The organism is Janthinobacterium sp. GW822-FHT07A03, assembly GCF_058798815.1.
The window spans coordinates 423,411-435,854 of sequence record NZ_JBXAKW010000002.1 but is presented as its reverse complement, the minus strand read 5'-3'; the positions used below and the strand labels follow the sequence as shown (position 1 = coordinate 435,854).

The window sequence follows — 12,444 nt, the reverse complement described above, 5'->3', positions numbered from 1 at the left end:
GAATAAAAACTGCTGCTACAACTACATGACAAATACGATGCAGACGACAAAGGAGCCAAAGTCGGATTTCCCCCCTTGCGAGGGGAAACCTCAGACTTTGACTCGGGCGCTAACTGACGCCAGTACAGATATTACTTCATCGAAGCGGTTGCGCCGGCTTCAACCAGTTTCTTCACTGCAGCTTCAGCGTCAGCTTTCGACACTGCTTCTTTCACAGTTTTTGGTGCGCCATCGACCAGGTCTTTAGCTTCTTTCAAGCCCAGGCCGGTGATTTCGCGAACTGCTTTAATGACGCCAACTTTGTTTGCGCCGAAGGTGTCCAGAACAACGTTGAACTCGGTTTGCTCTTCAGCTGCTGCTGCTGGGCCTGCTGCAGGACCGGCCGAAGCCATCGCTGCTGCGGACACGCCGAATTTTTCTTCGAATGCTTTAACCAGGTCGTTCAGGTCCATTACGGACATGGCGCTAACTGCTTCCAGGATATCGTCTTTGCTAATTGCCATTTTGAAACTCCTAAATTTATTACGTTAGTTACATCAGATTGGTACTGAGAGAAAAAAGCGCGCGCAATTAAGCGGCTGCTGGGGCTTCTTCTGCTGCTGCTTCTGCAGGAGCTTCGGCGCCTTCGCCTTTTTTCGCTGCCAGGGCAGCCAGACCACGTGCAAAGCCCGAAACCGGAGCCAGCATAACGCCCAACAACTGCGAAATGAGGACTTCACGGCTAGGAATGCTCGCCAACGCGGTGACAGCAGCTGTATCCAGCGGCTTGCCTGCGTAGTTACCTGCTTTGATGACCAGTTTGTCGTTGGTTTTAGCGAAGTCAGCGATGACTTTAGCTGCTGCAACGGCATCGGCCGAGATCGAGTAGATCAACGGGCCGGTCATGGCATCTGCCAGGCTGGCGAATGCGGTACCTTCAACGGAGCGACGAGCCAGAGTGTTTTTCAACACACGCAGGTACACGCCTTGGGCACGCGCTTTAGCACGCAGTTGCGTCAAGTGACCAACCTGGATGCCACGATATTCGGCCACGACGATCGTTTGCGCATTTGCTACTTGTGCGGAAACTTCGGCGACGACGGCCTTTTTGTCATTCAGATTGAGACTCACGGTCAACCTCCTTAAATGATGTTCGGCAATCACAACCGAGTGGTTGAGCGCCTTGCATCGGTTCGAACACGGCGTCCGAAGTCAAGAAGTACTAAACTGAGCGGATGGATTCACGCAGCATGAGGACTACAAAACTTGTTCGGGTACACCATCTGCGTTGGGCACTTGCCGTTGCCGGCAAGCCTATTAACCTTCTGCATGTGCGATCGCAGTCGGCCCAACGGTCTTTGATTGTCTGCCTGCCTGGTGCGGACACCGGGCAGACAGCCCAAAGATGCGCCCGCAGCGCCCGAAGGCGCTACAGGACTTGATTCTTTACTTAAGCTGCCAGGCTAGCCTGGTCAACACGGACGCCAGCGCCCATGGTCGACGACAGCGAAACTTTGCGCAGGTACACGCCTTTGCTCGATGCTGGCTTGGCTTTGTTCAGTGCGTCGATCAGTGCGACCAGATTCGACTTCAGATCTGCGTCAGCGAACGATTTACGGCCGATGGTAGCGTGGATGATACCGGATTTGTCGGTACGGTACTGAACTTGACCGGCTTTCGCGTTTTTCACGGCGGTAGCGACGTCAGGAGTAACAGTGCCGACTTTCGGGTTAGGCATCATGCCGCGTGGGCCCAGGATCTGACCCAGGGTACCAACGATACGCATGGTATCTGGCGAAGCGATAACGATGTCGAAAGGCATGTCGCCGGCTTTGATCTGCTCAGCCAGGTCTTCCATACCAACGATGTCGGCGCCAGCTGCTTTGGCAGCTTCCGCTTTTTCGCCCGACGCGAATACTGCCACGCGCACGGTTTTGCCGGTACCAGCTGGCAGCACGACGGAGCCGCGCACCACTTGGTCGGATTTCTTAGGATCTACGCCCAGTTGTACCGATACGTCGATCGATTCATTGAACTTGGCCGTTGCGCACTCTTTGATCAGAGCGACAGCGTTGTCGAAAGCGTACACTTTGGTACGGTCGACTTTGGCTTTCAAAGCCTTGATACGTTTGGATAACTTAGCCATTATACAACACCTTCCACCGTGATACCAATCGAACGAGCGGAACCAGCGATGGTGCGTACAGCAGCATCCATGTCGGCAGCGGTCAGATCAGGGGTTTTCAATTTAGCGATTTCTTCAGCTTGTGCGCGGGTCAGCGTACCGACTTTGTCGGTATGTGGCTTCGGCGAACCTTTGGTGATCGCAGCAGCTTTTTTGATCAGGTAGGTTGCTGGAGGCGTCTTCATCACGAAGGTGAAGGACTTGTCAGCGAACGCGGTGATCACGACTGGGATCGGCATGCCTGGTTCCATACCTTGGGTCTGCGCGTTGAACGCTTTGCAGAATTCCATGATGTTCAGACCGCGTTGACCCAGAGCTGGACCGATTGGTGGGGATGGGTTTGCTTTACCAGCTGGCACTTGCAGCTTGATAAAACCAATGATTTTCTTTGCCATGATGGCTCCTATCTTGGATTGAGTAGTAGCGCCCCGCCGATCCTACCCTGGCGGGGCTCCTCTGACCGGATTTTGCTGAGACTGCCGCAACGCTCCTGGTGGCGCTTGCTAATGCTTAAACTTTTTCGACCTGGCCGAATTCGAGCTCTACCGGGGTAGCGCGGCCGAAAATGGTGACCGAGACGCGCACTTTGGATTTCTCGTAATTGACTTCTTCGACATTGCCGTTGAAATCGGTGAACGGACCATCCTTGATGCGGACTTGCTCGCCCACCTCGTACAAGGTTTTTGGACGGGGCTTCTCAACACCTTCCTGCATCTGCTTCATGATGCCGTCGATTTCGCGCGCGGAGATCGGCGTCGGCTTGTTTGACTTGCCACCGATGAAACCGGTAACCTTGCTGGTGTTCTTGACCAAGTGCCAGCTCTCGTCCGTCATTTCCATTTCAACCAGCACATAGCCAGGATAGAAACGACGTTCGGTGACGGACTTCACGCCATTCTTGACTTCGACGACTTCTTCGATCGGCACCAGGATCTGGCCGAACTGGTCTTGCATGCCCGCGCGCTCGATGCGCTCGGTCAGTGCGCGCATGACGCTTTTTTCCATGCCGGAATAAGCATGCACGACATACCAGCGCTTGCTGCTCACTGGCACGCTCAGCGCTGCACCAGTATCCGCTACCGGAGCGTCGCCCGGAACGGACTCGTCCGCCGCTTCATCATGCACATTTTCGCTCATTATTTTTTCCAACCCAGAATTACGTCATACAACAAAAACTCGAGCAATTTATCCGTGCCCCACAGGAAAATCGCCATGACCAGCACAAAGGCAAACACGATCGCAGTAATCTGCGTGGCTTCTTTGCGGGTAGGCCAAACGACTTTCTTGGTTTCGCGCACAGCTTCTTTGGCGAAATTGAGAAATTCACGGCCGGTCGTCGAGACATACAAGAGCGCAACAGCAATAACCAAACCAGCCACAAGCGCGCTTGCACGCACCAGAGCTGGTTGGCCTGCCAGGTAATAAAACCCGACTACTCCTGCAATCGCAGCTACTATTGCCAGCGCGACTTTTATCTTGTCACTCGACGTGCTAACGGTTTGCACGGATTGATTTGACATTTTTCTACTTTCGGTGCCCTGCACCTTGACGGTGGCAGGGACGGAGGGCATCGAACCCCCAACCTTCGGTTTTGGAGACCGACGCTCTGCCAATTGAGCTACGTCCCTACGTAAAACTTTCGAGGAGTGCTATTCTACCACCCAGGACGCCCCGGGTGGAAGCATAACATTTCCTTATGCGATGATTTTTGCAACCACGCCGGCGCCGACGGTACGGCCGCCTTCGCGGATAGCGAAGCGCAGACCTTCTTCCATCGCGATCGGGTTGATCAGCTTGACGGTGATCGACACGTTATCGCCTGGCATGACCATTTCTTTGTCTGCTGGCAACTCGATCGAACCGGTCACGTCCGTCGTACGGAAGTAGAACTGTGGACGATAGTTGTTGAAGAATGGCGTATGACGGCCGCCTTCGTCTTTCGACAACACATAGATCTCGCCGGTGAAGTGTGCATGCGGCTTGATCGAGCCTGGCTTGGCCAGAACTTGACCACGTTGCACGTCTTCACGCTTGGTGCCGCGCAGCAGCAGACCAACGTTGTCGCCAGCTTGACCTTGGTCCAGCAGCTTGCGGAACATTTCCACGCCGGTGCAAGTCGTTTTGACGGTATCGGTGATACCGACGATTTCGATCTCTTCGCCGACTTTGACAATGCCGCGCTCGATACGACCGGTAACCACGGTACCGCGACCCGAGATCGAGAACACGTCTTCCACTGGCATCAGGAACGCACCGTCAACAGCGCGCTCTGGCGTTGGGATGTACGCATCCAGCGCATCGGCCAGACGCAGCACTGCGTCAACGCCCATTTCGCCTTCTTTGCCTTCCAGCGCCATACGTGCCGAACCTTTGATGATTGGCAGGTCGTCGCCTGGGAATTCGTACTTCGACAACAGCTCGCGCACTTCCATTTCAACCAGCTCCAGCAGCTCTGCGTCGTCGACCAGGTCGCACTTGTTCAGGAACACGATGATGTATGGAACGCCAACTTGGCGGGCCAGCAGGATGTGTTCGCGGGTCTGTGGCATTGGGCCGTCAGCTGCGGAGCACACCAGGATCGCACCGTCCATCTGGGCTGCACCGGTAATCATGTTCTTGATGTAATCGGCGTGGCCTGGGCAGTCAACGTGCGCGTAGTGACGCGTTTCCGTTTCGTACTCGACGTGGGCGGTGTTAATCGTGATACCGCGCGCTTTTTCTTCTGGAGCCGCATCGATCTGGTCGTATGCTTTGGCTTCGCCGCCGAATTTCTTCGACAGAACCGTTGCGATTGCAGCGGTCAGCGTGGTTTTACCGTGGTCGACGTGGCCGATGGTGCCGACGTTGACGTGCGGCTTGGTCCGTTCGAATTTACCTTTTGCCATTTTGAACTCCTAATGATTTGATTAGATTGCTCAGGCACACGCCCGACGGTCTGGTTTGAATTGCTTCTGTGCTGCCTGCTGCGAATTCTGGTGCCCTTGACGTGGATCGAACACGTGGCCTCTCCCTTACCAAGGGAGTGCTCTACCACTGAGCTACAAGGGCTGTAATTTGTTGCATGCGATGCATCAAGCATCTGAACGGAAACTGGAGCGGGTGAAGGGAATCGAACCCTCGTCGTAAGCTTGGAAGGCTTCTGCTCTACCATTGAGCTACACCCGCGAGGTATCGTTCACTTTATCTTCACTTACTTTTTGCTACTACCCAGTTTTCCTTGCAAAAACTTGGTGGAGGGGGCTGGATTCGAACCAGCGTACTCATAGAGAACAGATTTACAGTCTGTCGCCTTTAACCACTCGGCCACCCCTCCGCGGGAACCGCAGAGTATGAAGCATCTACTCACAACTGTCAACCTTATTTGCTGATGCCTGACTGCTGCATTTGCGTATAAAGAAGAAGTTGGCTGCTTCGGGGCGTGATTATAAGCTCCCGATTTGAGAATGTGCAAGGGTTGGCGCGAAAAAGTCGACTTTTTTCGCATTTTTTTTATCCCCCCTACCTGGAAGCCGCATTTTTCCGTCATTCACCCCGCATTTTTCCTGTTTACCGGGCGTCAGGCGGATGCATCCAGGAGTTGCCCAGGGGCTTATATTTACGCAACAACTGCTGATGCAGGCCCGACAGCACAGGCAATTTGGGGTTGCGCGGGTCCAGGCGGCGCACGCCGGCAATAAACGTCAGCGCCTGCTGCCCCATGCGTTCATCCCATCCCTCATGTTCCAGACATTTCAGCACGGCCACGGCCGCATTGAAGACCACTTGCGGATTATCGGGCAGGCGCGTGACGGCTTCGCCCATCAGATCGACGGCGCCGCGGAAATCGCCCTCGCCCGCCTTCGCCGCGCCGGCCGCCACCATGTCGGCCACTTCCTGGCGGCTTTGCCGCGCCAAGGCCTTGGCCAGCTCGTCGCACCCCGCCTGCTCGAAAACGGCCATGGCGCGCGTCATGGCCGCGCTGTCGGGCGCATTGCGCATGACTTCGCGCATCACCTCGGCGGCGCCAGCCTCGCGCCCATGCGCCAGGCAGTGGCGCGCCAGTTCGGTTTTCAGCATGTTCGAGCCGCCCACGCTGTGGCGGTTGGCGGCCAGGGCCGCATCCAGCGATTGCTGCAGGCGCTCCTCGTTGCCCGTATGTGCATGCAGCATGGCGCTGCACAGGGCGCTGCACAGTTCCGCATTCTTTTGCCCGCCCATCGACTTGTCGAGGTCGCGGATCACGGCGCCCACCTGCAGCGGGTCCCCCTTGCGCACCAGGGTCTGCACCAGGCGCACATGGTCTTCCGGATCGCGGAATTCGGAATACTTGGCCTTGCTGACCACCAATTTGAGGGATTTTTCCGCCATCTCGATATCATCGGCCGCCAGGGCCGCCTCGCCCAGGCGGCGCAAGCGGCGCACGGCGTGCGGCGACAGGGCCACCGCCTCGCTCAGGGCCGCTTGCGCCAATTCCGGCTTGCCTTGCGCCAGGTGCGTGCGCGCCAGCCAGTCATAGGCGTCGAGGAAGCGCTTGTTGTTTTCCAGCAACCCTTCCAGCATGCCCTGCGCCGCTGCATATTCGCCCAGCAGGAACTGCGTCTTGGCCTGCCCCAGGCGCGCCCAACCGATGGACTTGCTTTCATACAGGGCTGCGTAGATCGGCTCGGCGTCGGCCGCCTCGCCCAGCAGCAGATGCAGTTCCGCGCGCAGGCGCAGGAAATCGGTGGCGTAGCGGGGGTACAGGCTGGCGCCCTCGGTGCAGGCGGCAATCGCCGCGCGCTCATTGCCCACATCGATCAGTTCGTACACGGGCACGAAGGCATTGCGCTTGTCCAGCGCGCGGCCGATGCGTTCGAGCATGTTGTCAGCGGTGAACGGTTTGAGGATGTAATCGGTCGGCAACAGCTCGACAGCGCTGACCACCTTGGCGAAGCTGCCTTCGCCCGTGACCATGAAGAACATGGTCGATGCATGCATCAATTTGTGGTGGCGCAAGTCTTCCAGCATCTGCTGGCCATCCTGCCCGCCGTCGAGGTCGTATTCGCACAGGATCAAATCGTAGGATTTGCTGCCCAGCATGCGGATCGCCTGGCCCGAGCTGGCCGCGTCATCGATCTTCGCCAGGCCGCACAGGTTGAGCATATTATGCAGGCTGGCGCGCATGCCCGGATGCGGCTCGATGATCAGTGCGCTAAGGCCCTTGAGTTCTTTCATGTCGTGATGTCCGAAAACTCCGCGGCGCGCCACACTGGTGCGTGGCGCCGGCCAGCATGAGGCAGCCGAGTATATGACGGCGCCGCGCGCAAGGGAATGGGGCCGTGCCGAAAAACGCCAACGCAGATGCTGCTCAAGCGCTGGCGCGCTCCGGATGCCACAGTTGCGGCTCGTTGTCGATCAGGTCCAGCAGCGCCGTCACCACTTCCGGATCGAACTGGCTGCCACTGCGCTGTTCGATGTATTCGCGCACCTGCGGATACGGCCACGGTTCCTTGTACGGCCGCTCGTGCAGCAGGGCATCGAAGACGTCAACCACGGCAACGATGCGCGCGGCCACGGGAATGTCGCGCCCCTTCAGGCCGTTCGGATAGCCGGCGCCGTCGAAATGCTCATGGTGGCCGCCGGCGATCTGCGCGCCATACGTCAGGTAGCTGACGCCGTCGACCATGTTGGCGGCCCGCTCGAGGATACTGCGCCCGACGCTGGCGTGTAGCTGCATCTGCGCGCGTTCCTCGTCCGTATGCCGGCCCGGTTTCAGCAGCACGGCGTCCGGCGTGGCCACCTTGCCCACGTCGTGCAGGATGCTGGCCAGGCCGATCATGTCGAGCAGTTGCGGGCTGAGCTCGTCGGCATACACGCCGCGCTGCTGCATGCGCCGGGCGATGGCGTCGGACAGCTGCTGCACCCGCCGCACGTGGCCGCCCGTGTCGCTGTCGCGGAACTCGGCCAGGTCGGCCAGCGCCACGACGGTCGCTTCCTGCGCCTTGCGCAGCTGGCCGAACATGTACAGGTTGTCGAAGGCGGCGGCGATACGCTGGCAAAACACTTCCAGCAGGTCGCGCTGGATCTGCGCCAGCGGCCACGGCGGCGTGACGGAGATGGCCAGCTCGCGGTTGCCTTCCGTATGGATGAACAGCACATTGGCCGGGTGCTCGAACTGGCTGCGCTTTTCCGCGAACGCCTTGTCGATGGTGGGCGTGAGCGCGTGATCGGCCGGCATGGCTTCCGCCTCGGCCAGCACGGCATAGGTGCCCGTGGCGGCGACCACCTCGGGCCGCCCGGCGCCGCCCTGCATCAGGCACAGCACGCCGTCGGCGCCCACGTCGAGGATGGCGCTGACCTGGTTGAGCACGCCGGAAGCAAATTCGCGCAGGGAATGGATCTGGTACAGATTGGTGGCACCGGCGAGGATCTTGCCCAGGCCGATACGGCTGCGCTCGAGCATCATCAGGCTCTCGTAGGCGCGCAGGGCCGAGATGACGGTCGTAAACAGCTTTTGCGTCGTCAGCTCCGTCTTGGCCTTGTAATCGTTGATGTCGTATTCGATGATGACGCGCTGCTCGGGCGCCTGGCCCGGCTGGCCTGTGCGCAGCACGACGCGCACGATGGAGTTGTTCAGGTCGGCACGGATGCGCTTGGCGAGGATCAGGCCGGCGTCATCCGTTTCCATCACCACGTCGAGCAGCACCAGCGCGATATCGGGCGTGTCGCGCAGGATCTCGTACCCTTCGCGGCCGCTATAGGCGGAAAACAGTTCCAGTTCGCGGCCCTTGAAACTGACATTGCGCAGCGCCAGCCGCGTGACCGCATGCACATCGACGTCGTCATCGACGATCAGCACACGCCACAGGCGCTGGTCGGGCGCGGCCAGCCCGGCAGGACTGGCCACCGGCTCATCTTCGTCGAGCAGCCAGTTATCATCTGCATCGGCTTTGAGGTCGGTCATGAATACTCCTAAGGGATAAGTTCGATGTGGACGCTGCGTTGACGCATATCAAGCATAATCAGATTAGATGCTGCTTACAACAGGATTCTGCGTACCGCCTTCGCCAGCGACCGGCGCCGGCGTGGATGCCGACGCACCGCTGCGCGTGGCGCCGCCGCAATTGTCCTGGCCTGGCCCGACGGCCTGGTAGCGCACTTCGTACTTGCCCGCGCTGAGCTGCTCCACCGTCAGCTTGTCCTTGGCCAGGATGTACAGGTAGCGCACATTCGAGCGCCGCTCCTGGTCATACAGCTTGACGAACACGGGCGCCGCGTTGCCGCTGTTGTCGATGGTCAAGCTCAGTTCGTCGCCTTTGTTACCGATCGGGAAGCCATCCACATAACCGGACTGCGCCGGCCAAGGTTCGCCATTCGGCGCCACCAGCGCCGCCGATTCGGCCTGGCTGGCGCCATCGCAGGCGGGCCGGCTGGCCTTCAGGCTCAGCTGGGAGACGGCCAGCACGCGGATCTCGGGCGCCTTGGCTTGCGCGGGCTCGGCCGCATACGGCTTGCCCACCGCCCAGCTATCGATGGCCACGGCCTCTGCCTTGGACGGCGGCAGCAAGGCGCCGGCTCCTGGCGCTGCCGGCTCCGGGCGCGGCTTGGCCCCGTCGCGGGCCAGGCCGCTCCAGGCCGACGCCAGCGCGGACGGCATCGGCTGGGACGTATCGAGCATCAGCAAGGCGCCCAGCCAGCCCAGCAGCAAACAAACCACCAGGCTCAGCCACCAGCGCCAGTTGCGCCAGATCGGCACATGACCGCGCCGCGGCTTGCCCGCGGGTGGCGGCACATCCTGCGCCCAGGCATGCTCATGCGGCTGGGCATGGCCTTTCGCGCGGCCATCTCGGGTCTTGCCTTCTTCGTGATGGGTGCTTTCCAGCCATTCGATTTCCCACTCCTCGGCGGCGATCCACTCGTCGTGTTCCTTGCGGCGTTGTGGATCGGACAAGGTGCCATAGGCGCTATTGAGGATGGCCATGATGCGGGCGGCCTTTTCGTCGCCCGGATTCTTGTCTGGATGGTATTTCTGGCTCAGGGCTTTGTACGCGGCACGTATGACTTCCTGCGGCGCCAGGCGCGCCACTTTCAGGTTGTCATAGTGTGTATGTATCTTTCCCATCGTTCTATCTTGAAATCGGTGCGCGGCGACGGGTTCTTGCAGGATGGAACCGTGCTGTGTCGGTCATCATATACGATATGACAAGATAATAACCACCGGCAGGCAGGAAATTGCAGGGCGGCACTGCCCTGCCTTGATATTGCCAGCGCCTACAAGCGGTGACTGCGGTCACTGGACAACAGCGCTTCCGGCAACTCCACGCAGTGGCCCACCACCAGCACCTTGAACAATTCCCCCATCTCGGCCGGCGATACCAGCTTTTGCACGGCGCTGGCCTGCGGCAGGTAAGTCTTGACCTGTTCCGGATCGGTGCGCAGCAGCAAGTCACCGATGCCTGCGCCCAGCAGGAAGGACGCCTGGTTCATGTACGCGAGCACATCGAGACCCGCATCCTGCGCCGCCACCGCCATGGCCGTGAAATCGACGTGGGCCGTGATGTCCTGCAAGCCGGGCAGATAAAACGGTTCCGCGTGGGCGTGGTGGCGGTAATGGCACATCAAGGTGCCCGTGGCGCGCAAATCCAGGTAATACTCGTGCGCAGGGAATCCATAATCGAACAGCACGGCCGCACCGCCCTTGCCATTGGTCAACATGCGCGCCAGCGAGCGCATGAAGCCGCAGGCCACGCCGTGGATCTCGCTGACATAGCCGACGGGCAAGTCATCGGCGCCCGGCACCTGGGCGGCGATCTGCGCGGCCACGTCGGCGCCGGCAGGGCGTTCGACAAAGACAAAGTGGCCATCGGCAATGCTGACATCGAGTTCGCACCAGCCGGCGGGCGTCTTGCTGATCAGGTTGACGGGCATGGCGTCGAGCACTTCATTGCCGAACACGGCGCCTTCGAAACTGTCGGGAAAACCGTCGAGCCACACCACTTGCGGGAAGGCGGCCAGCGCCAGCTCCTGGCGCGCGCGCAATTCGCCGGACAATTCGACGATCGCATACTGTTCGATAGCGATGCCGGCATTTGCCGCTTCCGTCAGGATGTCAACGGCCAGCTTGCCCGTGCCGGCGCCGAATTCGAGGATGCGCGGGGCCGTTTGCGCCATAATAGCGGCTGCCACATGGGCCAGCGTGGCGCCGAACAGGGGCGAAAGCTCCGGCGCGGTTGTAAAATCGCCATCTTTTCCCAGCTTGGCGGCGCCGCCGCTGTAATAGCCGAGGTCAGGCGCGTACAGCGCCAGCTCCATGAAGCGGACAAAGGGAATGGCGCCGTCATTGCGCGCGATTTCGGCGGCAATCTGGTGCTGCAAGGCATGGGACGCGGCCAGCGCGTCGCTATCGGGTGCGGGAAGAGACATACCCGCATTGTAGCGAATCGGCGGCGCATGCCGCCAGTGCGGCGTCCACCGAATATCTCAACCATAACAAAGACATGACAGAAGCAACGACAACGCCATTCGACAGCACTCCCCGCGTCGCCCTCGTCACGGGCGCGGCGCGCCGCATCGGCCGCGCCATCGCACTGGGCCTGGCGCGCGACGGCTGGGATATCGCCGTCCATTACCGCGACTCGCGCGACGAAGCGCTCAGCCTGGTGGCGGACATCACGGCGCTGGGCCGCCGCGCGCAAGCGTTCCCCTGCGACCTGGCGCAGGAAGACGCTGTGCGCCAGCTGCTGCCACAGGTGCAGGCGGAACTTGGGGCCGTGACTTGTGTCGTCAACAACGCATCGTTGTTTGAATACGACAATGCCGGCGATTTTTCCTTCGCCGCCCTGGACGCCCACATGCACGCCAACCTGGCCGCCCCCATCCTGCTGGCGCAAGCGCTGTACCATGCCACCCCGAGCGGCGGGCAAGCCGTGGTCATCAACTTGCTGGATCAAAAACTGTACAATCTCAATCCTGATTTTTTGTCGTACACCCTGTCCAAGGCGGCGCTGCTGTCGGCGACCACCATGCTGGCCCAGGCGCTGGCGCCGAAAGTGCGCGTGGTGGGCATTGCCCCCGGCATCACCATGGTCTCCGGCGAACAGACGGAAGCGAACTTTGCCAAGGCGCATGAAAACACGCCGCTGGGACGCTCCAGCACGCCCGAGGACGTGGCCGACAGCGTCTGTTATGTGGCCGGCGCGCGCGCGCTGACGGGCACGACCTTGCTGGTCGATGGCGGCCAGCATTTGATCGGCTTGCCCCGCGACGTCATGTTTTTGACCAAATAATCAGCAGCCCTGCCAAACAACCCGCATTCAGCATCC

General features: G+C 60.0%; 12 protein-coding genes and 4 tRNA genes. 1 reads left to right on the top strand and 15 read right to left on the bottom strand.

Annotated features, from left to right (window positions below):
• Positions 1–131 precede the first annotated feature (131 nt).
• The 15 genes from rplL to AC1RJW_RS07985 form a co-directional block, all read right to left on the bottom strand.
• Positions 132–503: a 50S ribosomal protein L7/L12 gene (gene rplL, locus AC1RJW_RS08055; RefSeq protein WP_070223390.1), complete on the bottom strand. Its 372-nt coding sequence runs from the start codon at positions 501–503 to the stop codon at positions 132–134.
• A gap of 67 nt (positions 504–570) precedes the next feature.
• Positions 571–1,110 carry a 50S ribosomal protein L10 gene (gene rplJ, locus AC1RJW_RS08050; RefSeq protein ID WP_034753621.1) on the bottom strand — a complete coding sequence of 180 codons (540 nt, stop codon included), beginning with the start codon at positions 1,108–1,110 and terminating at the stop codon, positions 571–573.
• 319 nt (positions 1,111–1,429) lie between these two features.
• Positions 1,430–2,125 carry a 50S ribosomal protein L1 gene (gene rplA / locus AC1RJW_RS08045; protein WP_034753134.1) on the bottom strand — a complete coding sequence of 232 codons (696 nt, stop codon included), beginning with the start codon at positions 2,123–2,125 and terminating at the stop codon, positions 1,430–1,432.
• Positions 2,125–2,559 carry a 50S ribosomal protein L11 gene (rplK, locus tag AC1RJW_RS08040; protein ID WP_034783246.1) on the bottom strand — a complete coding sequence of 145 codons (435 nt, stop codon included), beginning with the start codon at positions 2,557–2,559 and terminating at the stop codon, positions 2,125–2,127. Before rplK ends, rplA begins: the two co-directional genes overlap by 1 nt.
• Positions 2,560–2,674: 115 nt before the next feature.
• A complete protein-coding gene (nusG, locus tag AC1RJW_RS08035; RefSeq protein ID WP_034753130.1) occupies positions 2,675–3,301 on the bottom strand; it encodes a transcription termination/antitermination protein NusG in 627 nt (208 codons plus the stop codon).
• The gene (secE, locus tag AC1RJW_RS08030) at positions 3,301–3,684 is read right to left on the bottom strand and encodes a preprotein translocase subunit SecE (RefSeq protein WP_010394308.1); all 384 of its coding nucleotides are present in this window, start codon (positions 3,682–3,684) and stop codon (positions 3,301–3,303) included. The genes nusG and secE overlap by 1 nt, the downstream gene beginning before the upstream one ends.
• A gap of 32 nt (positions 3,685–3,716) precedes the next feature.
• Positions 3,717–3,792 (bottom strand) — tRNA-Trp (locus AC1RJW_RS08025).
• Positions 3,793–3,858: 66 nt separating this feature from the next.
• On the bottom strand, positions 3,859–5,049 hold the full coding sequence (gene tuf / locus AC1RJW_RS08020) for an elongation factor Tu (protein ID WP_077398776.1): 1,191 nt from the start codon (positions 5,047–5,049) through the stop codon (positions 3,859–3,861).
• A gap of 88 nt (positions 5,050–5,137) precedes the next feature.
• Positions 5,138–5,212 (bottom strand) — tRNA-Thr (locus AC1RJW_RS08015).
• A 43-nt stretch (positions 5,213–5,255) separates the two neighbouring features.
• Positions 5,256–5,329, bottom strand: a tRNA-Gly gene (locus AC1RJW_RS08010).
• A 63-nt stretch (positions 5,330–5,392) separates the two neighbouring features.
• Positions 5,393–5,477 (bottom strand) — tRNA-Tyr (locus AC1RJW_RS08005).
• Between the two features lie 233 nt (positions 5,478–5,710).
• On the bottom strand, positions 5,711–7,357 hold the full coding sequence (locus tag AC1RJW_RS08000; protein ID WP_493044505.1) for a response regulator: 1,647 nt from the start codon (positions 7,355–7,357) through the stop codon (positions 5,711–5,713).
• 133 nt (positions 7,358–7,490) lie between these two features.
• Positions 7,491–9,086, bottom strand: coding sequence for a DUF3369 domain-containing protein (locus AC1RJW_RS07995; RefSeq protein ID WP_493044504.1), 1,596 nt, complete (start codon positions 9,084–9,086; stop codon positions 7,491–7,493).
• A gap of 63 nt (positions 9,087–9,149) precedes the next feature.
• Positions 9,150–10,244, bottom strand: a complete 1,095-nt coding sequence (locus AC1RJW_RS07990; RefSeq protein ID WP_493044503.1) for a J domain-containing protein — start codon at positions 10,242–10,244, stop codon at positions 9,150–9,152.
• Positions 10,245–10,393: 149 nt separating this feature from the next.
• The gene (locus AC1RJW_RS07985) at positions 10,394–11,545 is read right to left on the bottom strand and encodes a class I SAM-dependent methyltransferase (protein ID WP_493044502.1); all 1,152 of its coding nucleotides are present in this window, start codon (positions 11,543–11,545) and stop codon (positions 10,394–10,396) included.
• A gap of 74 nt (positions 11,546–11,619) precedes the next feature.
• Here AC1RJW_RS07985 and AC1RJW_RS07980 point away from each other — a divergent pair, with 74 nt between their 5' ends.
• A complete protein-coding gene (locus tag AC1RJW_RS07980) occupies positions 11,620–12,408 on the top strand; it encodes an SDR family oxidoreductase (protein WP_493044501.1) in 789 nt (262 codons plus the stop codon).
• The last annotated feature ends 36 nt before the right edge of the window (positions 12,409–12,444 follow it).